Source organism: Archangium sp. (assembly GCF_036277355.1).
GTDB lineage: Bacteria > Myxococcota > Myxococcia > Myxococcales > Myxococcaceae > Archangium.
Genome location: NZ_DASUNC010000181.1, coordinates 1 through 26,833, shown reverse-complemented (window position 1 = coordinate 26,833; position 26,833 = coordinate 1). Strand labels below are relative to the sequence as shown.

Below are 26,833 nucleotides of genomic sequence, written 5' to 3'. Positions count from 1 at the left end.
CATCGCCAACACCCAGGTGTACCTGCTCGACGCGCACCTGCGTCCCGTGCCCGTGGGCGTGCCCGGTGAGCTCTACATCGGCGGCGACGGCCTGGCCCGCGGCTACCTCTCCCGCCCGGACCTCACCGCCGAGCGCTTCGTTCCCAATCCCTTCGCCTCCCAGCCCGGTGAGCGGCTCTACCGCACCGGCGACCTCGCCCGCTGGCGTCCCGATGGCGTGCTGAAGTTCCTCGGCCGCCTCGACAACCAGGTGAAGCTGCGCGGCTACCGCATCGAGCTGGCCGAGGTGGAAGCCGTCCTCCTCGCCCACCCCGAGGTGCGTGAGGCCGTGGCCGTGGTCCGCGAGGACTCTCCCGGCAACAAGCGCCTCGTCGCCTACGTCACCAGCGGTTCCCCGCAGCTCGACACCTCGGCCCTGCGCTCCTTCCTCAAGCAGCGCCTGCCCGACTTCATGCTGCCCTCGGCGCTCGTCCGCCTCGAGGCCCTCCCCCTCACCTCCACCTCCAAGGTGGATCGCAAGGCCCTTCCTCCTCCCAACGTCTCCTCCTCCGGCCGGGCCGGCCATTTCGTGGAGCCCACCACCGAGTTGGAGCGGCAGCTCGTCTCCATCTGGTCCCAGGAGCTGGGCCTCGAGGACGTGGGCGTCGATGACCACTTCTTCGAGAAGCTCGGCGGCACCTCCCTGTCCGTCATCAAGGTCGCGGCCCGGATGCGCGAGGTGCTGGGGCGCGAAGTGCAGATGACCTGGCTCTTCGAGCACCCCACCATCAGCGACCTGGCCCGTCGCATCGACTCGGGGACCCCGCAGGCTCCAGCTCCCCGAGATCAACAGGAGGCCAGTGCCGCCGAGCGCTCCGGCCCGGAGGACATCGCCATCATCGGCATGTCCGGCCGCTTCCCGGGCGCTCGCTCCGTGGAGGAGTTCTGGCAGAACCTGCGCCAGGGCGTGGAGTCCATCTCCCGCTTCGCTCCGGAGGAGTTGGAGCCGCTCTCCGACCTCCCCGAGGGCATGTTCCAATGGCAGCACCCCCAGTTCGTCCCGGCGGGCGGCGTGCTGGCGGACGCCGACAAGTTCGACCACGGCTTCTTCGACATCTCCCTGCGTGAAGCACAGTGGATGGACCCCCAGCAGCGCCTCTTCCTGCAGACCGCCTGGAGCGCCCTGGAGGACGCCGGGGTGGATCCGGATCGCACCCAGGGCCGCATCTCGCTGTACGCGGGTGCCTCGGACTCCGGCTACTTGCATCTGGTGCGGAAGAACGTGCCGCTGAATCCCGCTGCCTTCTTCGAGGCGGGCACCAATGCCTCCCACCAGGGCATGGCCACCAAGGCCTCCTACAAGTTGCGGCTCACCGGTGAGAGCCTCATGGTGTACACCGCCTGCTCCACGGGCCTCGTCGCCGTGCACATGGCCTGTGAGAGCCTGCGCCAGCGCCAGTCCGACGTGGCCCTCGCGGGCGCCACCAACCTCTTCCTCCCCCAGAAGACGGGCTACGTCTACCAGGAGGGGATGATCCTCTCGCCGGATGGGCACTGCCGCGCCTTCGATGCTCGCGCCCAGGGAACCGTCGCCGGCAACGGTGTGGCCGCCGTGGTGCTCAAGCGCCTGTCCGATGCCCAGCGCGATGGGGACTCCATCTACGCCGTCATCAAGGGATCGGCCATCAACAACGATGGCCACCACAAGTCCGGCTACACCGCCCCCAGCGTCCAGGGGCAGTCCTCCGTCATCCAGCAGGCCCTGGAGCATGCCCGCCTGCGGCCCGAGGACATCGGTTACGTCGAGGCCCATGGCACCGGTACGCCGCTGGGCGATCCGCTGGAAATCTCCGCCCTCCAGCGCGTCTACAACCTGGGCGCCGAGCGCAAGGGCACCATTCCCATCGGCTCGGTGAAGACGAACATCGGCCACCTGGACACCGCGGCGGGCCTGGTGGGCCTCATCAAGGCGACGCTGGTGTTGCGCCATGAGGAGATTCCCCCCAGCCTCAACTTCGAGCAGCCCAACCCCTCCATCGACTTCAACGCGGGGCCCTTCTTCGTCAACACTGCCCTGCGGGAGTGGAAGCGCGGCCCGGTGCCGCGGCGCGCGGCAGTCAGCTCCTTCGGCATTGGCGGCACCAACGCCCACGCCATCCTCGAGGAGGCCCCCGAGCAGCACAGCGAGCCGAGCCTCCGTCCCCACCAGGTGGTGCTGCTGTCGGCGCGCACGCCCGCGGCGCTGGACGCACAGGGCGCCCAGCTCGCGGCGCACGTGGAAGCCAACCCGCGGCTGACGCTGGCGGACATGGCGTACACGCACGCGCTGGGCCGCAGGGGCTTCGAGCACCGCAGGGCCGTGGTGGCCAAGGACGCGGCCGAGCTGGTGCAGCGCCTGCGCAAGCCCGGAGCGGCAGTAGAGCTGGACGACGTGGAGGCGGGCCGCCGCCTGCGCGTGGCCTTCCTCTTCCCCGGCCAGGGTGCCCAGCAGGTGGCCATGGGCCGCGAGCTGTACCAGGCCGAGCCCGACTTCCGCGCGCACGTGGACATGTGCCTCGGCCTGCTGGAGGCACCGCTGCGCGACGAGGTGCGCTCGCTGCTGCTGCCGGAGCCGGACCAGGAGGCCTCGGCCAAGGAGCTGCTGTCTCACCCCCGCGTTGCCCTGCCCGCGCTCTTCACCGTGGAGTACTCGCTGGCCCGCACGTGGATGGGCTGGGGGGTGACGCCTCACGCCCTGCTGGGCCACAGCTATGGCGAGTACGTGGCCGCCTGCCTCGCGGGCGTCTTCTCGCTCGCGGACGCACTGCGGCTGGCCGTCACGCGCGGCCGGCTCATGGAGGGCATGGCTCCGGGCGCCATGCTCGCGGTGGGCCTCTCCGAGGCAGAGGTGCGTCCGCTGCTCTCCGGCCGCCTGTCCGTGGCCGCCCTCAACGCTCCCGGCCGCTGCGTCGTCTCCGGCCCCATCCCCGAGGTGGAGCGCCTGATGGAGGAGCTCAAGCGCCGCGAGGTGGGCACGCTGAGGCTGCCCGCGGCCCATGCCTTCCACTCCGCCGACGTCGAGCCCTTCATGCCCGAGTTGGTGCGGGTGGTGACCTCGCTGGGTCGCTCGGCGCCCACGGGGCGGCTCGTCTCCAGCCTCACCGGCACCTGGGCCACGGCTGAAGAGGTGACGGACCCGGGCTACTGGGCCCGCCAGATGCGCCAGCCCGTGCGCTTCGCCTCGGGCGTGGAAACCCTCCTGAGCGAGGGTTGTAGCCTGCTGCTGGAAGTGGGCCCGGGGCAGGATCTGACCGCCCTGGTGCGCGCCAACGTGGACGGCAAGAGCGGCAAGGTGAAGGCACTGCCCTCGCTGCGCCGCCAGGGCAGCTCCGCCTCCGAGCACGCCGTCTTCCTGCAGGCGCTGGGCGACATGTGGGCCCAGGGCCTTCCCATGGACTGGAAGGCCTTCTACGCCCGCGAGCGGCGTCTGCGCCTCTCCCTCCCCACCTACCCCTTCCAGGAGAAGCGGTGCTGGGTGGATGCGGTGCCTGGCATGGCTCCCGCCCTGCCCGCCACCACCACCGTCACGCCGGCCCTCGCGCGCCCCGATGCGGCCCCGGCGGCCGCTCCCACCGAGGCTCCTGCCCCCGTGCGCGAGGACATGCCTCGCGGTGAAATCGAGGAGCGCGTGGCCGCCCTCTGGCGCGCTCGCCTGGGCGTGGAGCACGTCGGCCGCGACGACAGCTTCCTCGAGCTCGGCGGCAACTCGCTCATGGCCGCGCAGATGCTCACGCAGATGCGCGACACCTTCGGGGTCAACCTCCCGCTGGCGGACCTCTTCGACAGCCCCACCGTCGCCGGCATCGCCGCGCGCATCGAGGACCTGCTTCAGTCCGCGCCCCAGCAGCAGAAGACCCAGCAACAGAAGACGCTGAAGCTGGCGCCGCTGACCCGCGACGGCGAGCTGAAGCTCTCCTACGTGCAGGAGCGCACCTGGCGCCTGGAGCAGTACCTCCCGGGCCTGTCCGCCTACAACATCCCCTTCGTCCTCCGCCTGGAGGGCACTCTGGACGCGCGGCTGCTCGAGCGCGCCATCCAGGAGGTCGTCCAGCGCCACGAGGCCCTGCGCACCACCTATGACATCGTCGACGGCCGCCCCGTGCAGCGCTTCCACGCGAAGGTGCACGTGCCGTTGGAAGTGCTCGTCCTCGACGGCACTCCCGAGCAGCGCGAGGCCGACGCCCTGCGCCTGGCTCGCGAGGACGCCGCTCGGCCCTACGACCTGGTGAAGGGTCCCGTGCTCCGCACCACCCTGCTGCGCCTGCGCGAGGACATGCACATCCTCGTGGGCGGCATCCACCACATCGTCAGCGACACGCTCTCCATCACCATCTTCGTCCACGAGATGGCGGCGGTTTATGTGGCGATGCGCGAAGGAAAGCCCTCGCCGCTGCCGCCCATGCCCGTGCAGTACGCCGACTTCGGCCACTGGCAGCGCCGCAGCGTCAGCGAGAACCTCCTGGCCGAGCAGCAGCAGTGGTGGCGCCAGCAGCTCGCCGGCATGCCCCGCCGGTTGAACCTGCCCACCGACAGGCCCCGGCCCGCCTCCTGCCCCCTCACCTCCGAGCGCATGTCCGCGGACTTCCCTCCCGCGCTCGCCAACGAGCTGGTGGCCTTCGGCCGCCGCGAGGGTTTCACCTCCTTCGTCATCCTGCTGGCCACCTGGCAGGCCCTGCTGCACCGCTACAGCGGACAGACGGACATCGTCGTCGGCACCCCCATCGCCAACCGCACCCAGCCCGAGCTCCAGTCCCTCATCGGCTACGTCGCCCACTCGGTGGCGCTGCGCACGGACCTGGGTGGTGACCCCACCTTCCGGGAGCTGCTCGGCCGCGTGCGCGAGGTGTTGCTCGGTGCCCAGAACCACCCGGATGTGCCCTTCGAGCAGCTCATCGAAGAGCTCTTCCCCCAGCACGACATCGGCCGTGGCCGCATCACGGACAGCATCTTCGTGCTCCACAGCAACGCGGCCGGCGACTCGCAGCAGTTGCCCGGCCTGCGTGCCAGCCTCATCGACGTGCCGGACGGCCCCGTGCAGTGGGGCGCCACGCTGTCGGACCTCACCCTGGTGTTCCGCGAGGTGCCCGGCCAGCTCCACGGTGCGGTGGAGTACGCCACCGAGCTCTTCGACGCGTCCACCGCTCGCCGCATGATCGAGCAGCTGCAGGTGCTGCTGGCCGCGGGCATGGCCCAGCCGGACGAGCGCATCTCCCGCCTGCCCCTGCTCACCGGGGAGGAGAAGAAGAAGTGGCTCCAGCCCCGGCCCTTGCCCTCCTTGCCCTCCGCACCCACCGTGCGCGAGGTGCTGGCGCGCCGCGCCGAGAGCGCTCCCCAGGCCGTGGCCGTCGTGCGCGACGGGCGGACCTGGACCCTGGGCGAGCTGCGGGCCCACAGCCGGAGTCTGGCCTCCCGCCTGCTCGCCCTGGGCGTCAAGCGCGGTGAGCCGGTCGTCGTCTGCCTCGAGCCCTCTCCCGAGAAGCTGCTGGCCCTCTGGGGCGTGTTGGAGGCCGGCGCCTCCGTCATGACCCTGGGCCCCTCCGAGCTCGGAAGCCTGCCCCAGTACGCTCCCGAAGGCGCCAGCGCGCCCGTGCTGATCACCTGGCGCGGACTCGTCACCGCCCAGCGCCTGGAGCCCTCGCGTGTGCTGTACGTGGAGGCTCTCGAGGACGCCTCGGCTGTGGCCTGGGCGGAGGACTCCCCGCGTCCAGAGGATCCGGCCTGGCTGCTGCCCGCCGGTGCCTCGCAACCCGCGTGGGTCCTCACCCAGGGGGGCCTGCTGAACCTCTTCGAGACCCTGGATGCGCGGCTGAAGCCGGCCGAGGGCGGCACCTGGTTGGCCGCCGCCGAGAGCGCGGTGGAGCGCCCGGAGCTGGAGTGGTTGTGGGCACTGTCGCGAGGCCTGCGCGTGCTCTTCCCCTCCCAGGAGGTGTCGGCGGGCCTGTTGCACCTGCGTGGCGGCGACGTCCGCTCGCGCGCGGTCGACTTGAGCGTCATGTACTTCGCCAATGACGAGGACTCCATGCGCGGCTCCAAGTACGAGCTGCTGATGGAGGGGGTGAAGTTCGCGGACGCCCATGGCTTCTCCGCCGTGTGGACGCCCGAGCGTCACTTCCACTCGTTCGGCGGCATCTATCCCCAGCCGGCGGTCCTTTCAGCGGCCGTGGCGGCGGTGACGCGCCACCTGCGCCTGCGCGCTGGCAGCGTGGTGCTGCCGCTGCATGATCCGCTCCTGGTCGCCGAGCAGTGGTCCGTGGTGGACAACCTCTCCAACGGACGCGTCGACGTGTCCGTGGCCACGGGCTGGCACGCGCAGGACTTCTCGTACGCGCCCCACAACTACGAGAACCGGCGCACCATCCTGCTGGAGAACCTGAAGACACTGCGGGCCGTCTGGCGCGGCGAGAAGCTCAAGCGCAAGGGCGGTGGTGGCGTGGACGTGGAGGTGGGCCTGCGCCCGCTGCCCGTGCAGCGCGAGCTGCCCATCTGGCTCACGGCCACCTCCAATCCGGAGACGTTCCGCCTGGCCGGTGAGCTGGGCGCCGGTGTGCTCACCGCCATGATGTCCCAAAGCTTCGAGGAGCTGAGGGCCAAGGTGGGCCTCTACCGCGAGGCCTGGCGCCGCAATGGCCACCCGGGCCGCGGCCACATCACCGTCATGCTCCACACCTTCATCGGCGACGATGACCGCGAGGTGCTGGAGACGGTGCACAAGCCGCTGCTGGGCTACTTCCGCGGCTCGGTGGACATCATCGCGTCGTTGGCGTCCCTGCAGGGCTTCAAGGGTGACATCGCCAAGGTGCCCGAGGCCGACGTGCAGGCCATCCTGGAGCGCGGCTTCGAGCACTACGCCTACCACGCGGGCCTCATCGGCTCGGTGGACAGCGGCGTGAAGCGCCTGGAGGTGGTGCGCCTGGCGGACGTGGACGAGGTGGCGTGCCTCATCGACTTCGGCCTGGAGACCCCGGTGGTGATGCAGGGGTTGCGCAAGCTGGCGGAGGTGCGCCAGCGCAGCGAGGAGCTCGCCGCCGGGCGTCAGCAACAGGTGCTGGTGGAGAGCCGGCAGGGCATGGACGCCCTGGTGGAGCTGGCGCGCAGCTCGGGCGAGGTGCTGATGCACGCCTCGGCGCGGCTGGCCCGCTCGCTGTCGGAGCTGCCCGATGCGCGGCAGGCCCTCGCGCCGCTCAAGGCCCTGGTGCTGGAGGAGAGCTCCGCCGAGCTCGCCCGGGCCCTGCAGGACGCGGCCGGGGTGCCGGTGCTGAGACGGAGTGTGGTGGCGGACGGCTCGCTGGTGCCGCGCGCGCCGGACGAGGAGCTGCCCGCGGAAGTGCAGCGCTGGGTACTGGACGAGGCCCAGCAGCCGGTGCCGGCCGGAGTCGTGGGCGAGCTGGCGCTGTACGGCGCCGGTCTGCCGCAGAACCTGTGGCGCCCCTCGCGTGAGGATCACCAGCGCTGGGTGCCGCATCCGCTGAGCGCCTCCGAGCGCCTCTACCGCACCGGCCGTTACGTGCGCATGCGGACCGACGGCAGCCTGGAGCCCATGAGCGCACCCCCGGCCCGCACGAAGCGCCCCGCCGAGACGGAGCGCCCCGCGAACACCGTCGTGCCAGTCGCGACCACGGGGGGGGCCTCCACGCCTCCGCCCATTCCGCGCGCGCCGAGGAACGAGCCCCTGCCGCTCTCCTTCGCTCAGCAGCGGCTGTGGTACCTGCAGCAGCTCGAGCCGATGGGCGTGGCGTACAACAACGGCGTCACGTACCGCATGAGTGGCCCGTTGAACGTGGCCGCCCTCCACGCCGCCCTGGAGGAAGTGGTGCGCCGCCACGAGGTGCTGCGGACCACCTATGCCCTGGGCGAGGACGCAGCCGTCCAGATCATCCACCCGGACAGCACCCTCTCCATGCCCCTGGTGGAGCCGAGCGCCCCGACCTTCGAGGAGCGGGAGACCGAGGCCCTCCGCCTGTGCCGCGAGCACCTGCTGCTTCCCTTCGACCTCGAGAAGGGCCCGGTGCTGCACGCCCTGCTCGTGCGGGTGGATGCGGAAGAGCACCTGCTCAACCTCGTCTTCCACCACATCGTCTCGGACGCCTGGTCCTCCATGGTGCTGGCCAAGGAGCTGGTGCCGCTCTACACCGCGTTCTGCGACGGTCAGCCCTCGCCGCTGCCGCCCATGAAGCTGCAATACGCGGACTTCGCCGTGTGGCAGCGCAAGTGGCTGGAAGGCGGGGTGCTGGAATCGGAGCTCACCTGGTGGAAGCAGCGGCTCGCGGGCGTTCCGCCCCTCGAGCTGCCCACCGACAAGCCCCGTCCGGCGGTCCAGTCCCAGAAGGGAGCCCTGCTCCCCTTCGTGTTGCCGCGAGAGATCTCCGAGCCGCTGCTGGCCCTGGGACGGCGTGAAGGCTCCACGTCCTTCATGGTCATCATGGCGCTCTTCCAGACGCTGCTGCACCGTTACAGCGGCCAGGAGGACTTCGCCGTGGGTCTGCCCTCGGCCGGCCGTCACTACCCGGGGACGGAAGAGCTCATCGGCTGCTTCGTCAACACGCTCGCGGTGCGGGCCTCGCTGGGCGGGGCGCCGTCCTTCCGCGAGTTGTTGACGCGCGTGCGGCGCGCCTCGCTGGAGACCCTGGCCCACCAGGAGCTCCCGTTCGAGCGTCTGGTGGAGGCACTCCAGGTGCGGAGAGAGCCCAGCCGCTCGCCCGTCTTCCAGGTGGTGCTCAACGTCATCAACGTCCCCCCGCCGCAGGCCGAGATGGCCTCGCTGCGGATGAGCGGCGTGAAGATCAACTCGGATACGACGAAGTTCGACCTGTCACTCGAGGTGTTGGAGAAGAGCGACGGGCTGCACTGCAACTTCGAGTACGCGACGGGGCTGTTCGAGCCGTCCACCGCGGCGCGCATGGCCGAGCACCTGGCCGTCCTGGCGCGGCAGGTGGTGGAGGCTCCCGGGAAGCCGCTGGCGCTGTTGCCGCTGCTGACCGAGACCGAGCGCCAGCAGGTGCTCGTCGACTTCAACGCCACCGCCTCGTCCTTCCCCACCGAGGCCTGCATCCACCACCTCTTCGAGCAGCAGGTGGCCCTGCGTCCCGACTCCATCGCCGTCCAGTTCGGTGACGAGCGCCTCACCTACCGTGAGCTGGACGCGCGCTCCAACCAGCTCGCCCACCTCCTGCGCTCGCACGGCGTGGGGCCCGACTCCCTCGTCGCTCTGTGCCTCGAGCGCTCCCTGGAGCTCGTCGTCTCCCTCGTCGGCATTCTCAAGGCTGGCGGCGCCTACCTCCCGCTCGATGCCTCCTACCCCGCCCAGCGCCTCGCCTTCATGTTGGAGGACGCTCCGCCCCGGCTGCTGCTCACCTCTCGCGCCCTGCGCTCGCAGCTCCCCGTCTCCGACTCCCTGCCCTGCCTCCTCTGGGAGGAGCTGAGCCTCGAGGGCCTGCCCACGTCCGCTCCGGACTCCGGCGTCACCTCGCACAACCTCGCCTACGTCGACTTCACCTCCGGCTCCACCGGCAGGCCCAAGGGCGTCGCCATCGAGCACCGCTCCGTCCTGCGCCTGCTGCACGGCGCCACCTACGCTCACCTCGGCCCCGAGGAGACCTTCCTCCTCCTCGCTCCCATCTCCTTCGATGCCTCCACCCTCGAAGTCTGGGGACCGCTGGTGTACGGCGCGCGGCTCGTCGTCTTCCCGCCCCAGTCCCCCAGCGACCTGGAGCTGCTGACGCAGGTGCTGCAGCGTCACGGCGTCACCACGCTCCACCTCACCTCGGGTCTCTTCACCCAGGCCGTGGACCACAAGCTCGACAGCCTGCGCGGTCTGCGCCAGCTCCTCACCGGTGGTGACGTCGTCTCCGCTCCGCACGTCCGCCGCGTCCTGGAGCAGCTGCGTATTCCCGTCACGGCCTGCTACGGCCCCACCGAGAGCACCCTCTTCACCTCCTGCTTCCGGATGACGCATCCCGAGCAGCCCGGTGACTCCGTGCCCATCGGTACGCCCATCGCCAACACCCAGGTGTACCTGCTCGACGCGCACATGCAGCCCGTGCCCGTGGGCATCCCGGGTGAGCTCTACATCGGCGGCGATGGCCTGGCCCGCGGCTACCTCTCCCGCCCGGACCTCACCGCCGAGCGCTTCATCCCCAATCCCTTCTCCTCCCAGCCCGGTGCGCGCCTCTACCGCACCGGTGACCTGGCGCGCTGGCGTCCCGATGGCGTCCTCAGCTTCCTCGGCCGCATCGACAACCAGGTGAAGGTGCGCGGCTACCGCATCGAGCTCGCCGAGGTGGAGGCCGCCCTCCTCGCGCACCCCGAGGTGCGTGAGGCCGTGGCCCTCGTCCGCGAGGACTCTCCCGGCGACAAGCGCCTCGTCGCCTACGTCGTTCCTCCTCCGGGGCATCAGCTCACCGATGTGGACTCGCTGCGGGCCTTCCTCGCGCAGCGGCTCCCCGAGTTCATGCGGCCCTCGGCCTTCGTGGCGCTGGAGAGCCTCCCGCTCACCTCCAATGCCAAGGTGGATCGCAAGGCCCTGCCCGCGCCCAAGGCCTCCAAGCTCCAGCCGGCGACGGCCTATGCCGCTCCCCGCAACGAGCTGGAGCAGCGCCTGGCCGACATCTGGACGCAGGTGCTCAACGTCGAGCGCGTCGGCATCCACGACAACTTCTTCGCGCTGGGGGGTGACTCCATCATCAGCCTCCAGGTGATCGCCCGCGCGCGCCGGGCCGGGATTGCCCTCTCCGCTCGCCAGTTCTTCCAGAACCAGACCATCGCCGAGCTGGCCCGCATCGCCGAGCACACCTCGGGCTCACTGGCCGAGCAGGGTCCTGTCACGGGCGAGGTGCACCTCACCCCCATCCAGCGGCATTTCCTCGAGCACGACACCGCCCACGCCCACCACTTCAACCAGTCCCTGCTCCTCGAGGTGCGTCAGTCCCTGAACGCGCCGCTCCTCGAGAAGGCGCTCGGCCATGTGGTGGTCCACCACGATGCGCTCCGTGCCCGCTTCACGTCCGTCGAGGGACGCTGGCAGCAGCACCTGGCTGGCACCGAAGCCGCGCCCACCCTCCTCCAGGTGGACCTGTCCTCGCTGCCTCGCGCCGCTCAGCCCGCGGCCCTCGAGGCCGAGGCCGCTCGCCTCCAGGCCAGCTTCGACCTCTCCAGGCCTCCCCTCCTCACCGCGGCGCTGTTCCACCTCGGTGACTCCCAGCGCCTCTTCCTCTGCGCACACCACCTCGTCATGGACGCCGTGTCCTGGCGCATCCTCGTCGAGGACCTCGAGGCCACCTACCTCCAGCTGCAGCAGGGTCAGCAGGTGACGCTGCCGCCCAAGTCCTCCTCGTTCCAGACGTGGGCGCGCCGCCTCTCCGAGTACGCCTCCTCCGAGGCGCTCGCCGCCGAGGCGCCCCTCTGGCTGGATGAAGCTCGCTCCCTCGTGAAGCCCCTCCCCACGGACGCGTCCGGGGAGAACACCTACGCCTCCGCCACCACCGTCTCCGTCTCTCTCGACGCGGACGAAACCCGCCTCCTGCTCCAGGAGGTGCCCGCCGCCTGGCGCGCGCACATCAACGACGTCCTCCTCACCGCGCTCGTCCAGACCTTCTCGGAGTGGACGGGCCAGCCTCGCCTCCTCGTGTCGCTCGAGGGCCACGGCCGCGAGGAGATCTTCCCGGATGTGGACCTCTCCCGCACCATCGGCTGGTTCACCTCCCTCACGCCCCTGCTGCTCTCCATTCCCCAGGGCGGCTCTCCGGGAGACGGCCTGCGCTCCGTGCGCGACTCGCTGCGCCAGCTCCCGCACCACGGCATTGGCGCCGGCATCCTCCAGTGGATGGGACCCGAGGCGCTTTCCCAGAAGCTGCGGGCACTCCCCGCGCCGCAGGTCTCCTTCAACTACCTCGGCCAGCTCGATGCCTCCGCCGCCGCGAGCACCCTCTTCTCCCTCTCCAGCGAGCCCACCGGCGCCTCCGTTGCACCGTCTTCCCGCCGCATGCAGCCCCTGGAGGTGAATGGCTCCGTCCTCGAGGGACGCTTCCACTTCGCCTTCACCTACAGCACCCACCTGCATCACGCGTCGACGATCCAGGGCCTCGCCCAGCGCTACCTCGCGCACCTGCGAGCCCTCATCTCGCTGCGTCACTCCGACGACACGCGCCGCTTCACGCCCTCCGACTTCCCGCTCGCGCGCATCTCGCAGCAGACCCTCGACTCGATCCTCGCACGCCACGCCGCTTCAACCGAGGACCTCTATCCCCTCACGCCCCTGCAGGAAGGCATTCTCTTCCACGCCCTCCTGACGCCGGAGGCGGACGTCTACTTCTCGCAGCTCTCCTGGAGCATCGACGGCCCCTTGAATCTGGAGGCTTTCCTCCAGGCCTGGCAGACCGCGCTCGACCACCACACCAGCCTGCGCACCGCCTTCCTCTGGGAGGGGCTCGACACGCCCCTGCAGCTCGTCCACTCGCGCGCCACCGTCCCCTTCCAGCAGCATGATTGGCGGCACCTCTCCGCGGACGAGCAGAAGACGCGCCTCGACGCCTTCCTCCTCGAGGACAAGCGCAAGGGCTTCGACCTGGCTCGCGCCCCGCTCATGCGCCTGGCGGCCATCCGCCTCCAGGACGACACCTGGCGCCTGCTGTGGAGCTACCACCACCTCCTCCTGGATGGTTGGAGCATCGGCCCCCTCATGCAGGACGTCTTCACCTCCTACGACGTCCTCTGCTCCGGCAAGCCGCTGCAGCTCCCCGCTCGCCCGCCCTTCCGCGACTACATCTCCTGGCTGCAGCGCCACGACCCGGCCTCCGAGGAGTCCTTCTGGCGCTCCATGCTCGCCGGCTTCTCCTCGCCCACGCCCCTTCCGGCCGACACCCACGCTTCACCGGTCAAGGGTCAGCAGCCCACCGCGCAGACGCTCGAGCTGAGCCTCACCTCCGAGACCACCTCCGCCATCAGCGCCTTCGCGCGTCAGCACCAGCTCACCCTCAACACGCTGGCCCAGGCGGCCTGGGCGCTCGTCCTCTCGCTCTACAGCTCCGAGAAGGATGTCCTCTTCGGCTTCACCGTCTCTGGCCGGCCCCCCGAGCTCCCGGGCGTCGAGTCCATGGTGGGCCTCTTCATCAACACCCTCCCTGTCCGCGTCCGCATCCCCGAGCCGTCCTCGCCGCTGCTGCCCTGGCTCCACCAACTGCGCTCGCAGCAGCTCGAGCTGCAGCAGCACCAGCACGCGTCGCTCGTCTCCATTCACGCGGTGAGCGGCCTGCCTCGCGCGACTGCTCTCTTCGAGTCCCTCCTCGTCGTCGAGAACTACCCGCTGGACGAGTCCCTCCAGCGCCAGGCGTCCTCTCTGAACATCCGGGATCTGCTCGCCCCCAGCGGACAGACCAACTTCCCCCTCACGCTCACCGTCATCCCAGGCGCTCGCCTTCAGCTCGGCGCGACGTACGACTCGACCCGCTTCGACTCCGCCCTGCTGCACCAGGCGCTGACACGCTGGTGCGAGCTCCTGGTGGGACTGACCCTGCGGCATGACGCCCGCCTGAGCGATCTGCCCCTCCTCTCTTCAGACAAGCACCCGCGGGTGCTGACCGACGCCGAGCGTCAGCAGCTGCTCGTGGACTGGAACTCCGGCTCCCGCGAGCTGCCCGAGCATCCGCTCGTCCACCGGCTCTTCGAGGCCCAGGTGCGCCGCACTCCGCACGCCCTCGCCCTCCAGTCCTCGAGCGCCCAGCTCACCTACTCGGAGCTCAATTCCCGCTCCAACCAGCTCGCGCGTCTCCTTCTGTCCCTCGGCGTCGGCCCGGATGTCCTCGTCGCGCTCCACCTCGAGCGCTCCACGGACTTCGTCATCGCCCTGCTCGCCACCCTCAAGGCTGGCGCGGCCTGGCTCCCCCTCGACCCGTCCCTCCCCCGCGAGCGCCTCGCCTACATCCTCTCCGACGCTCGTCCCTCGCTCCTGCTCACCCACTCCTCGCTGGAGGCCGGGGTTCGCTCCTTCCGCATGGAGGCCCTGTCCGAGCAGCTCTCGTCCTTCCCGGATGCGGACCTCGAGGTGACTCCGGACGGCGACAACCTCGCCTACGCCATCTACACCTCCGGCTCCACCGGGCGCCCCAAGGGCACCCTCCTGCGCCACCGCGGCTTCTGCAACACCATTCTGGAAACCATCGACGACATGGAGCTGGGGCCCCACTCGCGTGTGCTGCCCTACGCCTCCATCGGCTTCGACGCCTCCATCGTGGAGATGCTGCCCCCGCTCCTCTCGGGGGGTCAGCTCTTCCTCGCCACGCGCGACCAGCTCCCTCCCGGCCTGCCCTTGCAGCAATTCCTGCGCGAGCACGCCATCAACACCGGCACCTTCACGCCCGCCCTGCTCTCCCTCCTCGAGCCGCAGGAGCTCGAGTGCCTCCACACCGTCGTCGCCGCCGGCGAGGCCCTGCCCGCGGAGCTCGCGGCCCGCTGGAAGCCCGGGCGCCGCCTCCTCAACGTCTACGGCCCCACCGAGGTCTCCATCGCCTCCACCGTCGCCTACGAGGTGGACCCTCGCCGCGTCTCCATCGGCCGGCCCTTGCGCAACATCCAGGCCTACGTGCTGGATGAGCACCTGCGGCTGCTCCCCGCCGGCCTCCCCGGCGAGCTGTACCTGGGTGGCGTCGGCCTGGCGCGCGGCTACCTCGGCCGTCCCGAGCTCACCGCCGAGAAGTTCATCCCCCACCCGTTCTCCTCGACTCCGGGCGAGCGCCTCTACCGCACCGGTGACAAGGCGCGCTGGCTGCCCAACGGCCAGCTCGAGTTCCTCGGCCGCCTCGACTCGCAGGTGAAGCTGCGCGGCTTCCGCATCGAGCTGGGCGAGATCGAATCCGCGCTGCGCGCCCACGACTCCGTGCGCCAGGCCGTCGTGGTGCTTCGCCAGGACGCGGGCGACAAGCGCCTCGTCGCCTACCTCGTTCCCAACGAGGGCCTCTCCGTGGACCCCGGCACCCTGCGCGACGTCCTCAAGCGCTCGCTGCCCGAGTACATGGTGCCCTCCGCCTTCGTCTCCCTCCAGGCCCTGCCCCTGTCTTCCAGCGGCAAGGTGGACACCAAGGCGCTTCCGGCTCCCGACAGCTCCTCGCTGTCGACGACGGTCTATGCCGCCCCTCGCAACGAGCTGGAGCAGCGTCTGGCCAACATCTGGGCCCAGGTGCTCCGCCTCGAGCGTGTCGGCATCCACGACCACTTCTTCGAGCTGGGTGGCCACTCGCTGCTGGCCACGCAGGTCGTCTCCCGCATCCGCTCCACCTTCAAGGTGGAGCTGCCCCTGCGCGCCCTCTTCGAGGCGTCCACCATCGCCGCCCTCGCGGCTCACCTGGGCTCCGCCCTCCAGTCCGGCGCCTCGCTCCAGGCGCCTCCGCTCACGCCGGCCAATACCTCAGGCCCCCTGCCCCTCTCCTTCGCTCAGCAGCGCCTGTGGTTCATCGACCAGTTCCAGCCGGGCTCCTCCAGCTACAACATGCCCTACGTCCTGCGCCTGGAGGGCGCTCTGGACGAAGCGGCTCTCCAGCGCGCCTTCACCGAGCTGGTCCGCCGGCACCACTCCCTGCGCACCACCTTCGGCTCCGAGTCCGGTCAGCCCGTCCAGCTCATCGCTCCCACGGCGTCCCTGCCTCTGTCCCTCGTGGACCTCTCGTCCCTGCCTATCGCCGAGCGTCAGGGCGAAGCCCACCGCCAGGCCTCCCAGTCGGTCATGCGGCCCTTCGATCTGGCCCGCGGCCCGCTCTTCCACGCCTCGCTCTTCAAGCTCGACGAGCGGCTGCACATCCTCGCCATGTCCATGCACCACATCGTCTCCGACGGTTGGTCCATGGGCATCCTCGTGCGCGAGATGGCCGCCCTCTACCAGGCCTTCTCCTCGGGTCAGCCCTCTCCGCTCCCCGATTTGCCGCTGCAGTACGCGGACTACGCCGTCTGGCAGCGTCAGTGGCTGCAAGGCGCCGCCCTCGAGCAGCAGCTCTCCTACTGGCGTCAGCAGCTCTCCGGGGCTCCTTCCGCCCTCGAGCTGCCCACCGACAAGCCTCGTCCCTCCGTCCAGAGCCAGCGCGGCGCCTTCCTCGAGGTGCACCTCCCCAAGGCGCTCTCCGAGTCGCTCAAGGCCTTCTGCCAGCGTGAGGGGGTCACTCCCTTCATGGCCCTGTTGGCCTCCTTCCAGGTGCTGCTCTCGCGCTACTCCGGCCAGGACGACATCAGCGTCGGCTCGCCCATCGCTGGCCGCCGTCACGCCGAGCTCGAGGGCCTCATCGGCTTCTTCGTCAACACCCTCGTCCTGCGTGCCCGCCTCGCGGATGTCTCCTCCTTCCGCGAGCTGCTGCAGCAGGTGCGCGAGACCACGCTCGGTGCCTTCGCCCACCAGGACATCCCCTTCGAGAAGCTCGTCGAGGAGCTCCGTCCTCCTCGCGACCTCAGCCGCACGCCTCTCTTCCAGGTGATGTTCGCGCTGCAGAACGCGCCTCAATCGGCCATCGCTCTGCCGGGACTCTCCCTGAGCCCGGTGATGCCGGATGAGATCGCCTCCAAGTTCGACCTCACCCTCTCCCTCTCCGACAACCCCGAGGGCTTCTCCGGCATTCTCGATTACTGCACGGATCTCTTCGAGCGCGACACCGTCAGCCGCATGGCCAGCCACCTGGGCGTGTTGCTCGAGGCGCTCATTTCGCGCCCCGAGGCGCCTCTGTCCTCGCTGCCCCTGCTGACCGGAGCCGAGCGCCAGCAGGTGCTGGTGGAGTGGAACCAGACACAGACGGACTACCCGCGCCACGGCTCCATCCACGGCCAGTTCGAGGCCCAGGTTTCCCGCACGCCGGACGCCATCGCCGTCCAGGAGGGTGCGCACTCCCTCACCTACCGTGAGCTGAACGAGCGCGCCAACCAACTCGCCTGGCGCCTGCGCTCCCTCGGTGTCGGCACCGAGGTGATGGTGGGCCTCCTGCTCGAGCGCTCCACCGACATGGTGGTCGCCATGCTGGCCACGCTCAAGGCTGGCGGTGTCTACCTGCCTCTCGACTCCTCCTACCCCTCCGAGCGCCTGTCCTTCATGCTCGAGGACTCCTCCGCTCGCGTCCTCGTCACCCGCCAGTCCCTCCAGGCCCGGCTGCCTTCACACACGGCTCGCCTCGTCCTGTTGGACTCCGAGGCTTCGGCCCTCGCCCAGCAGCCTCGCCACGCTCCTCCCTCGGGCGCCAGCGCCGACAACCTCGCCTACCTCATCTACACCTCGGGTTCGACGGGGCGTCCCAAGGGTGTCGCCGTTCCGCACCTCGGTGTCCTGCGTCTCGTCCTCTCCTCGGACTACGTCCGCTTCACGTCCGAGGACCGCGTCGCTCACGCGTCCAACACCGCCTTCGACGCCGCTACCTTCGAGGTCTGGGGCGCGCTCCTCTCTGGCGCTCGCCTCGTCATCCTCTCTCGCGAGCAGCTCCTCGCTCCGCTCGAGCTCGGAGCCACACTCCGCGCCCACTCCGTTTCCACCCTCTTCCTCACCACCGCCTTCTTCAACCAGGTCGCGTCTCTCGCGCCGTCTTCCTTCTCCTCCCTGCGCCACCTGCTCTTCGGCGGTGAGGCCTCTGACGCGCTCTCCATCCGCCGTGTCCTCGAGGCCGGCCCTCCCGCGCGTCTCCTCAACGTCTACGGACCCACGGAGTCCACCACCTTCGCCACCTGGCACCTCGTCCAGTCCGTGGCGCCTCAGGCCACCTCCGTTCCCATCGGACGGCCCATCTCCAACACCACCGCCTTCGTCCTCGACGCCCACCTGCAACCGGTTCCTCCCGGTGTGCCCGGCGAGCTGTACCTGGGCGGCGACGGCCTGGCGCGCGGCTACTTCGGGCGTCCCGAGCTCACAGCGGAGAAGTTCGTCCCCCACCCGTTCTCCTCGGCTCCGGGCGCCCGCCTCTATCGCACCGGTGACAAGGTGCGGTGGCTGGAGAATGGCCAGCTCGAGTTCCTCGGCCGCCTCGACTCGCAGGTGAAGCTGCGCGGCTTCCGCATCGAGCTGGGCGAGATCGAAACCGCGCTGCGTGCCCATGCGTCCGTGCGTCAGGCCATCGTGGTGGTTCGCGAGGACTCGGGCGACAAGCGTCTCGTGGCCTACGTCGTGCCCACGGCCCCCGCGCTCAACACCGCGGACCTGAGCACGTTCCTCAAGGGCTCGCTGCCCGAGTACATGGTGCCCTCCTCCTTCGTTCCCCTCGAGGCGCTGCCCCTCACGCCCAACGGCAAGGTGGACGTCCGGGCACTTCCCGCTCCCGAGAGCGCTCTATCTTCCTCCAGCAACTACGTTGCACCTTCCAGCGAGCTGGAGAAGGGCCTGGCCGGCATCTGGGCCCAGGTGCTCGGCGTGAAGCAGGTGGGCATCCACGACAACTTCTTCGAGCTGGGTGGCCACTCCCTGCTCGCCACGCAGGTTGTCTCCCGCATCCGCTCCGCCTTCCAGGTGGAGCTGCCCCTGCGCGCCCTCTTCGAGGCGCCCACCGTCGCCTCCTTCGCGGCTCACCTGGGTGCGGCCCTCCGGTCCGGCGCCTCGCTCCAGGCTCCTCCGCTCACGCCGGCCAATACCTCAGGCCCCCTGCCGCTCTCCTTCGCTCAGCAGCGCCTGTGGTTCATCGACCAGCTCCAGCCGGGCTCCTCCACCTACAACATGCCCTACGTCCTGCGCCTGGAAGGCGCTCTGGACGAAGCGGCTCTCCAGCGCGCCTTCACCGAGCTGGTCCGCCGGCACCACGCCCTGCGCACCACCTTCGGCTCCGAGTCCGGTCAGCCCGTCCAGCTCATCGCTCCCGATGCTGCTCTTCCGCTGACGCTCGTGGACCTCTCCTCCCTGCCTCCCTCCGAGCGTCAGGCCGAGGCCCAACGCCTGGCCACCCAGGCCGTCATGCGGCCCTTTGATCTGGCCTACGGCCCGCTCTTCCACGCCTCCCTCTTCAAGCTGGACGAGCGGCTCCACATCCTCGCCATGTCCATGCACCACATCGTCTCCGACGGTTGGTCCATGGGCATCCTCGTGCGCGAGGTAGCCGCCCTCTACCAGGCCTTCTCCTCGGGCCAGCGCTCGCCCCTGCCCGAGCTGCCGCTGCAGTACGCCGACTACGCCCTCTGGCAGCGTCAGTGGCTGCAGGGTTCCGCCCTCGAGCAGCAGCTCTCCTACTGGCGCCAGCAGCTCTCCGGGGCTCCCGCCGCCCTCGAGCTGCCCACCGACAAGCCCAGGCCCTCCGTCCAGAGCCACCGCGGCGCCTTCCTCGAGGTGCACCTCCCCAAGGCGCTCTCCGAGTCCCTCAAGGCCTTCTGCCAGCGTGAGGGGGTCACTCCCTTCATGGCCCTGTTGGCCTCCTTCCAGGTGTTGCTCTCCCGCTACTCCGGCCAGGACGACATCTCCGTCGGCTCGCCCATCGCTGGCCGCCGCCACTCCGAGCTCGAGGGTCTCATCGGCTTCTTCGTCAACACGCTCGTGCTGCGCGCGCGGCTGTCCGAAGGCGCCTCCTTCCGCGAGTTGCTCCAGCAGGTGCGCGAGACGACTCTGGGTGCCTTCGCTCACCAGGACATCCCCTTCGAGAAGCTCGTCGAGGAGCTCCGTCCTCCTCGCGACTTGAGCCGCACGCCTCTCTTCCAGGTGATGTTCGCGCTGCAGAACATGCCCACGGGAGAGGTCCAGCTCCCTGGCCTCACCCTGCGCCCCATGGAGCCCGAGGGCACCACGGCGAAGTTCGAGCTCTCGCTGGCGCTCAACGAGGGCCCGGAGGGCTTCGGCGGCACGCTCACCTACAACACGGACCTGTTCGACACTCAGACCGCGGCGCGGATGATGCGTCACTTCCAGGTGCTCCTGGAGGCCATCGCCGCTCGTCCCGACACCGCCCTGCGCGACCTGCCCCTCCTCCCCTCCGAGGAGCGCCAGCAGGTGCTCGTGGCGTGGAACGACACGCGCGCCGACTTCCCCCGCGACGCCACGCTCCACTCGCTCGTCCGGGAACAGGCACTGCGCACGCCCGAGGCCACCGCCCTCGTCTCCGAGTCCGGCTCCCTCACCTATCGCCAGCTCTCCGAGGCCTCCACGCGCCTCGCCCTGCACCTGCGCTCGCTTGGGGTCGGCCCCGGCACGCGCGTCGCCCTCTGCATCGAGCGCTCCCCGGAGATGCTCGTCTCGCTCCTCGCCATCCTCCAGGTTGGTGCCGCCTGGGTTCCGTTGGATCCGGAGTACCCCTCCGAGCGCCTCGCCTTCATGCTCGAGGACAGTGACGCGACGCTGCTCGTCACCCGCTCCGCCCTGCTCCAGGCCCTGCCCTCCACCCGGGCCCAGGTCCTGCGGTTGGATTCACTCGACGCGCTGAACGCACTGCCGCCCGCGCCCCAGGGCACTGTCCTGCCCGCGCCCGAGGCCACAAGCCCCGCCTACGTCATCTACACGTCAGGCAGCACGGGCCGTCCCAAGGGAGTCCAGGTGGCCCACCGCGCCGCCGTCAACCACCTGCACTGGCGCCAGCGCGAGTTCACCATGGGGCCCCAGGATGCCTTCCTCCAGAAGGCCTCCTTCAGCTTCGACATCTCCGTCTGGGAGATGTTCGCCCCGCTGCTGGCCGGTGCCCGCCTCGTCCTCGCTCGCCCCGGTGGCCAGAGGGACCCGGAATACCTGGTGCAGATGGTGGTGCGCCACGCCATCACCCACCTGCACTTCGGCCCCGCGCCCCTGTCCACCTTCCTGCAGACGGCGGGCGTCGAGCGCTGCCAGTCCCTGCGCTTCGTCTTCTGCGGCGGTGAGCCCCTCACCCACGAGCTCCACGCGCGCTTCGTCTCCACGCTGAGCGCCCGGCTCGTGCACCAGTACGGTCCCACCGAAGCCTGCATCGACTGCACGGCCTGGGTGTGTCCGCCGCACCCCGTCTCCGCGCTGCCCATTGGCCGTCCCATCGCCAACACCCAGGCCTACGTGGTGGACGCCTCGCTGCGGCCCGTGCCCGTGGGCGTCCCGGGCGAGCTGCTCATCGGTGGTGAGGGATTGGCTCTCGGCTACCTGAACCGGCCGGAGCTGACGTCCGAGCGCTTCATCACGGATCCGTTCAGCACCACGCCCGGCGCTCGCCTCTACCGCACCGGTGACAAGGTGCGCTGGCTGGCCGATGGCACCCTCGAGTTCCTCGGCCGCCTCGATTCCCAGGTGAAGCTGCGCGGCTACCGCATCGAGCTGGGCGAAATCGAATCCGCCCTGCGCGCCCACCCCTCCGTGCGCCAGGCCGTCGTGGTGGCTCGCCAGGACTCGGGCGACAAGCGGCTCGTGGCCTACGTCGTGCCCACTTCCCCTCGCCCTCCGGGAGAGGGACGGGGTGAGGGTGGCGCGTCCCCCGAGCTCAACCCCGCGGACCTGAGCACCTTCCTCAAGCGCTCGCTGCCTGAGTACATGGTGCCCTCCGCCTTCGTCATGCTCGACGCCCTGCCTCTCACACCCAACGGCAAGGTGAACACCCGGGCGCTTCCCGCCCCCGAGGCCTCGGCGCTCTCGCGCAAGGCGTCACGCGCGCCCGTCACGGAGACCGAGCTCGCCCTGGCCTCCATCTGGGCCGAGGTGCTGCACGTGCCGTCCGTGGGTGCCGAGGAGGACTTCTTCTCCCTCGGTGGCCACTCGCTGCTGGCTACGCAGGTCATCAGCCGCATCCGCTCCGCTCTCGGTGTGGAGCTGCCCCTGCGCGCCCTCTTCGAGGCCCCCACCGTGGCCAGCCTCGCCGAGCACGTCCAGTCCGCCACTCGCACCCGCGCTCCCGCGCTCAAGCCCTCGGCTCGCACCCGTCCGCTGCCTCTCTCCTTCGCCCAGCAGCGCCTGTGGTTCCTCGACCAGCTCGAGCCCGGCAGCACCGTCTACAACATGCCTTCCGCGCTCCGGCTCTCCGGCCGCCTGTCCGCCAGCGCTCTGGCCCAGGCCCTCGAGGCGCTCGTGCTGCGCCATGAGGTGTTGCGCACCACCTTCCAGCCCGGCCAGGACGGCCCCGTCCAGGTCATCTCCGAGACTCCGCTCTCCACGCTGCACATGGTGGACCTCGGCTCACTGCCCGAGTCCCAGCGCGAGTCCGAGGTCCTCCGGCTCGCCCAGGAGGAGGCGCTCACGCCCTTCCACCTGGCTCACGGTCCGCTCTTCCGCGCCTCTCTGCTGCGCCTGAGCGACACCGAGCATGTGCTGCTGCTGGGTCTGCACCACATCATCTCGGATGGCTGGTCCACCTCCATCCTGGCTCGCGAGGTGGCCGCTCTCTACGCCTCCTTCGCCTCGGGCCAGCCGGCTCGACTGCCCGCCCTCCCGGTGCAGTACGCCGACTACGCCCTCTGGCAGCGCGACTGGCTGAGCGGCCCCGTCCTCCAGCGCCAGGTGGACTTCTGGAAGCAGCAGCTCTCCGGCGCACCCGCCGCCCTGGAGTTGCCCACCGACAGGCCTCGTCCCGCCGTGTTGTCCTACCGCGGCGCTCACCTCCCGGTGCGCGTCTCCCAGCGGGTTTCCGAGGCCCTCAAGGCCCTGTGCCAGCGCGAAGGCTCCACGCCCTTCATGGCCCTGCTGGCCGCCTTCCAGGTGCTCCTCTCCCGCTACTCCGGCCAGGACGACATCTCCGTCGGCTCTCCCATCGCCGGCCGCACCCGCGCCGAAACCGAGGGCCTCATCGGCTTCTTCGTCAACACCCTCGTCCTGCGCTCGCACCTGTCCGAAGCCGCTTCCTTCCGCCAGTTGCTCTCCCAGGTTCGCTCCACCACCCTCGCCGCCTACGAGCACCAGGACGTCCCCTTCGAGAAGCTCGTCGAGGTCCTCCAGCCCTCTCGCGACCTCAGCCGCAGCCCTCTCTTCCAGGTGATGTTCATCCTGCAGAACACCCCCGCCGGCGAACTCCACCTCCCGGGCCTCTCCCTGCGGCCCGTTCAGCATGAGGACTCCACCGCCAAGTTCGAACTCTCCCTCTCCCTCAGCGAGGGCCCGGACGGCTTCGGCGGCGCTCTCTCCTACAACACCGACCTCTTCGACGAGGCCTCGGTGTCGCGGATGATGCGCCACTTCGAAACCCTGCTGGACGTCCTCTCCTCCCGTCCCGACACCGCCCTGCGCGAGCTGTCGCTGCTCGGCCGCGACGAGGAGCGGCTGCTGCTGGAGACGTGGAATCCGCCAGGGGCGCTGCCTCGGGATGGCTCTCTGCTGCACTCGCGACTGGAGGCCCAGGCCCTGCGCACCCCGCACGCGCTCGCCGTGGCCGACGGCTCTCGCGCCCTCACCTATGACGAGCTGATGCGGCGCTCCAACCGCCTCGCCCGCTACCTGCGCTCGCTGGGCGTGGGCCCGGAGGTGCGCGTCGGCGTCTGCCTGCGCCGCACCGTGGAGCTGCCCGTGGTTCTGCTCGCCGTCCTCAAGGCCGGTGGCACCTACGCCCCGCTGGATGCGGACTACCCCTCCGAGCGGCTCGGCTACCTGCTGGAGGACTCGTCCTCGGCCCTCGTCATCAGCGAGCGCGGCGTGCTCCCCGCCCTTCCCCAGACGCGTCCTCAGACGCTCGTGCTGGAAGAGCTGGACGCGGTGCTGGCCGCCCAGTCCGACGAGCCGCTGCCCTCCTCCTGCGACGCGGACAACCTCGCCTACCTCATCTACACCTCGGGCTCCACGGGCCGTCCCAAGGGCGTCTCCATCACCCACCGCAGCGCCTCCCTCTTCGTCTCCTGGGCGCTGAAGGCATTCGCCCCCAGTGAGTTGCAGGGCGTGCTCGCCGCCACCTCGGTGTGCTTCGACCTCTCCGTCTTCGAGCTCTTCGTCCCGCTCTCTTGCGGCGGCCGGGTGCTCCTCGTCCCCAACGCCCTGCACCTGCCCTCCTTCTCTCGCCGCGACGAGGTGACGCTCGTCAACACCGTCCCCTCCGCCATGGCAGAGCTGGTGCGGATGGGCGGGCTGCCGCCCTCGGTGCGCACCGTCAACCTGGCCGGCGAGGCGCTCCCCAGGCGCACCGTCGACTCCCTCTACGCGCTGGGCCACGTGGAGCGTGTCCTCAACCTCTACGGGCCCTCGGAGGACACCACCTACTCCACCTTCGAGCAGGTGCCTCGCGACGAGAGCCGCAGCCCCGCCATCGGCCGGCCTCTGGACAACACCCAGGCGTACGTACTGGACCGCCACCTGCGGCTGGTGCCCCCTGGCGTCCCGGGCGAGCTCTTCCTCGCCGGTGATGGGCTGGCGCGCGGCTACCTGCTGCGGCCTGACCTCACCGCCGAGCGCTTCCTGCCCGACCCCTTCAGCCGCACTCCGGGGGGCCGCATGTACAAGACGGGCGACCTCGTGCGTTACCTGCCCGACGGCCGTCTGGACTACCTGGGCCGCCTCGACTCCCAGGTGAAGCTGCGCGGCTTCCGCATCGAGTTGGGTGAGGTGGAGTCCGTCCTCCTCCAGCATGCCTCGGTGCGCCAGGCCGTGGCGCTCGTGCGCGAGGACGTGCCCGGCGACAAGCGCCTGGTGGCCTACGTCACCGGCGACTCGCCCGACGCCTCCGTCCTGCGCTCACACCTGCTGCGCTCCCTGCCCGAGTACATGGTGCCCTCGGCCTTCGTCACCCTCGAGGCCCTGCCCCTCACCCCCAACGGCAAGCTGGACCGCAAGGCCCTGCCAGCTCCGGAGGCTTCGTACCGGGAGCACGCGCAGGCCTTCCTCGCGCCTCGCGACGAGCTGGAGCTGAAGGTGGCCCGCGTCTTCGAGGAGGTGCTGGGCGTGCAACCGGTGGGCGTGCGCGGCCACTTCTTCGAGCTGGGTGGCCACTCGTTGCTCGCCGTGCGGCTCATGGCGCGCGTACGCGAGGCCACTGGCCGTGAGCTGCCGCTGGCCACCCTCTTCCGGGCTCCCACCGTGGAGCTGCTGGCCGCACTGCTGCGCCAGGAAGCCCCGCTGCCCTGGTCTCCGCTCGTCCCCCTGGGAGGCAGTGGAGAGAAGACGCCGCTCTTCCTCGTCCACCCCGTGGGAGGCAACGTCTTCAGCTACACCGAGCTGGCACGCCAGCTCGGCTCCGAGCGCCCCGTCTTCGGCCTGCAGGCCCAGGGGTTGGATGGACACAGCACCCCGCTGTCCTCCGTGGAGGAGATGGCGGCCCTCTACGTGGAGTCCATCCGCTCGGTGCAGCCCGCCGGCCCCTACCTGCTGGGCGGCTGGTCCATGGGTGGCGTCATCGCCTACGAAATGGCCCACCAACTGCGCCAGCGCGGTGAGGAAGTCGAGCTCGTGGCCCTCATCGACTCCTACGTGCCTCGGGGCGAGGACTGGACGGAGCTGAAGCCCTCCGCGGCGGCGGCCCTGTTCCTGCGCGACCTGCTGGGCACCTTCGGCGCGGAGCTGATGCCGCAGTGGGAGCAGCTCGAGTCGCTGGAGCCGGAGGCGATGCTGGCCCGGGTGCTGGAGGTGGGTGAGCGCAGCGGAGCCCTGCCGCCCGGTGTGGGCCTGGAGCAGCTGCGCACCCTGCTGCGTGTCTTCGAGAGCAACCTGCGCGCCAACCAGCGCTACATGGCTCGTCCCTCCTCCCAGCGGCTGCTGCTGCTCAAGGCCGGTGAAGTCACGGGCCAGCCCGAGGACGGTGGGTGGACGGCCGTGGTGGGCGGCAACCTCGAGCGCCACGTGCTGCCCGGCAACCACCACGCCCTGCTGCGCACCCCGCTCGTGCAGCAGCTCGCCGAGCTCCTGCGCAAGGCCCTGGCGTCACAGCACCACGCCGCGGTTGCCTCGGGGAAGAGCAACTCCTGACCGGGTAGCTGGCCCGGTCTCAACCGGTGGGAGGCGGCAATTGCCTCCCACCGCCGCGTTCAGTCCGGGAGAACGTGGCCGCTGACACTGAGGAGAACTTTCCAGTGGGCACGGTGTCACCGTCGCTCGATTGGGAGTGTGCTACTGCTTTCGGATGGCCTCCGAGACTGCCTGGGCCCAGTGGGTGGAGCGGACCGTCCGCGGACCCGTCTCCTCCCAGGTGCGATGGATCTGCCCGGAACCGAGCGAGCGGAATGCGCTCGAGCAGACCGCTCGCGGCACGCTCCGGCTCATCCACACCTGCGTGGCGGGGCTGGACATGGCCGCCGCGCTCGAGGAGATCTCCAGCCGCCGGGGAGCTGGACACCCCCTCGGGCCGGGATGCCGGACCCCCGGCACACCTGCGGCGTCCCGGTCCAAATTTCCGCGCTTCCTCGTGAACGCCAACAGGCGGACGGGGCATTGCGCCCGGGAGCCTTCGCCTCGCTGGGCCTGGGGGTGGACAATGCGCGCTGAGGCGTGGGCGCGCAGGTGGGCGGCGCTGCTGGGCGCCGTGCTGCTCTCCACCGGCTGTGTCACTCTGGCGCCGCGACACGCTGTCAGCACCGCCGAGGGCCCCCGCGCGCTCTCCATGTCGCGAGAAGCGGTGGCCAGTACGCCCGCGCCCGAGACGCCCGCCGCTCTTGCTTCCACGGAGGCGGGCGAGCACGCCTTCTCCGCCGAAACGGGCGAGCAGGAGCGGCTGCACCGCCGCCGCAGCGCCCGCGGGCTGGGCCCGGACGCAGCGCTGGCGAGCGCGGGCCAGGCGCCCGCGTCCGAAGTGGCCAGCACGAGGCCTCCCCCGCGAGAGCCGCCCTCGTGCGGAGGGCAGGCCCTGCCGCCGGGCTGGCCCGACTTCGCCGCCGGCGACAGCGAAGCGCTCCTCGCCCCCTTCCTCACGTGCACCTCGCCCGCCGAATACGTCGCGCTGCAGGAGCGCGTGGACATGCCCCGGCTGGTGGAGTCGCTGACGGACTGGGATGCCGTGCGGCTGGGCTCGCTGGGACCCGTGCGCGAGGACGCCGCCGG

The 26,833-nt window shown here is 70.4% G+C and carries 1 protein-coding gene and 1 pseudogene; both read left to right on the top strand.

Annotated elements, in window-relative coordinates:
- The coding region (locus VFZ09_RS45270; protein WP_414640806.1) for a non-ribosomal peptide synthase/polyketide synthase at window positions 1–25,765 on the top strand (25,765 nt) is incomplete at its 5' end.
- A gap of 505 nt (window positions 25,766–26,270) precedes the next feature.
- Window positions 26,271–26,833: pseudogene (locus tag VFZ09_RS45265) on the top strand (hypothetical protein); the annotation flags it as partial.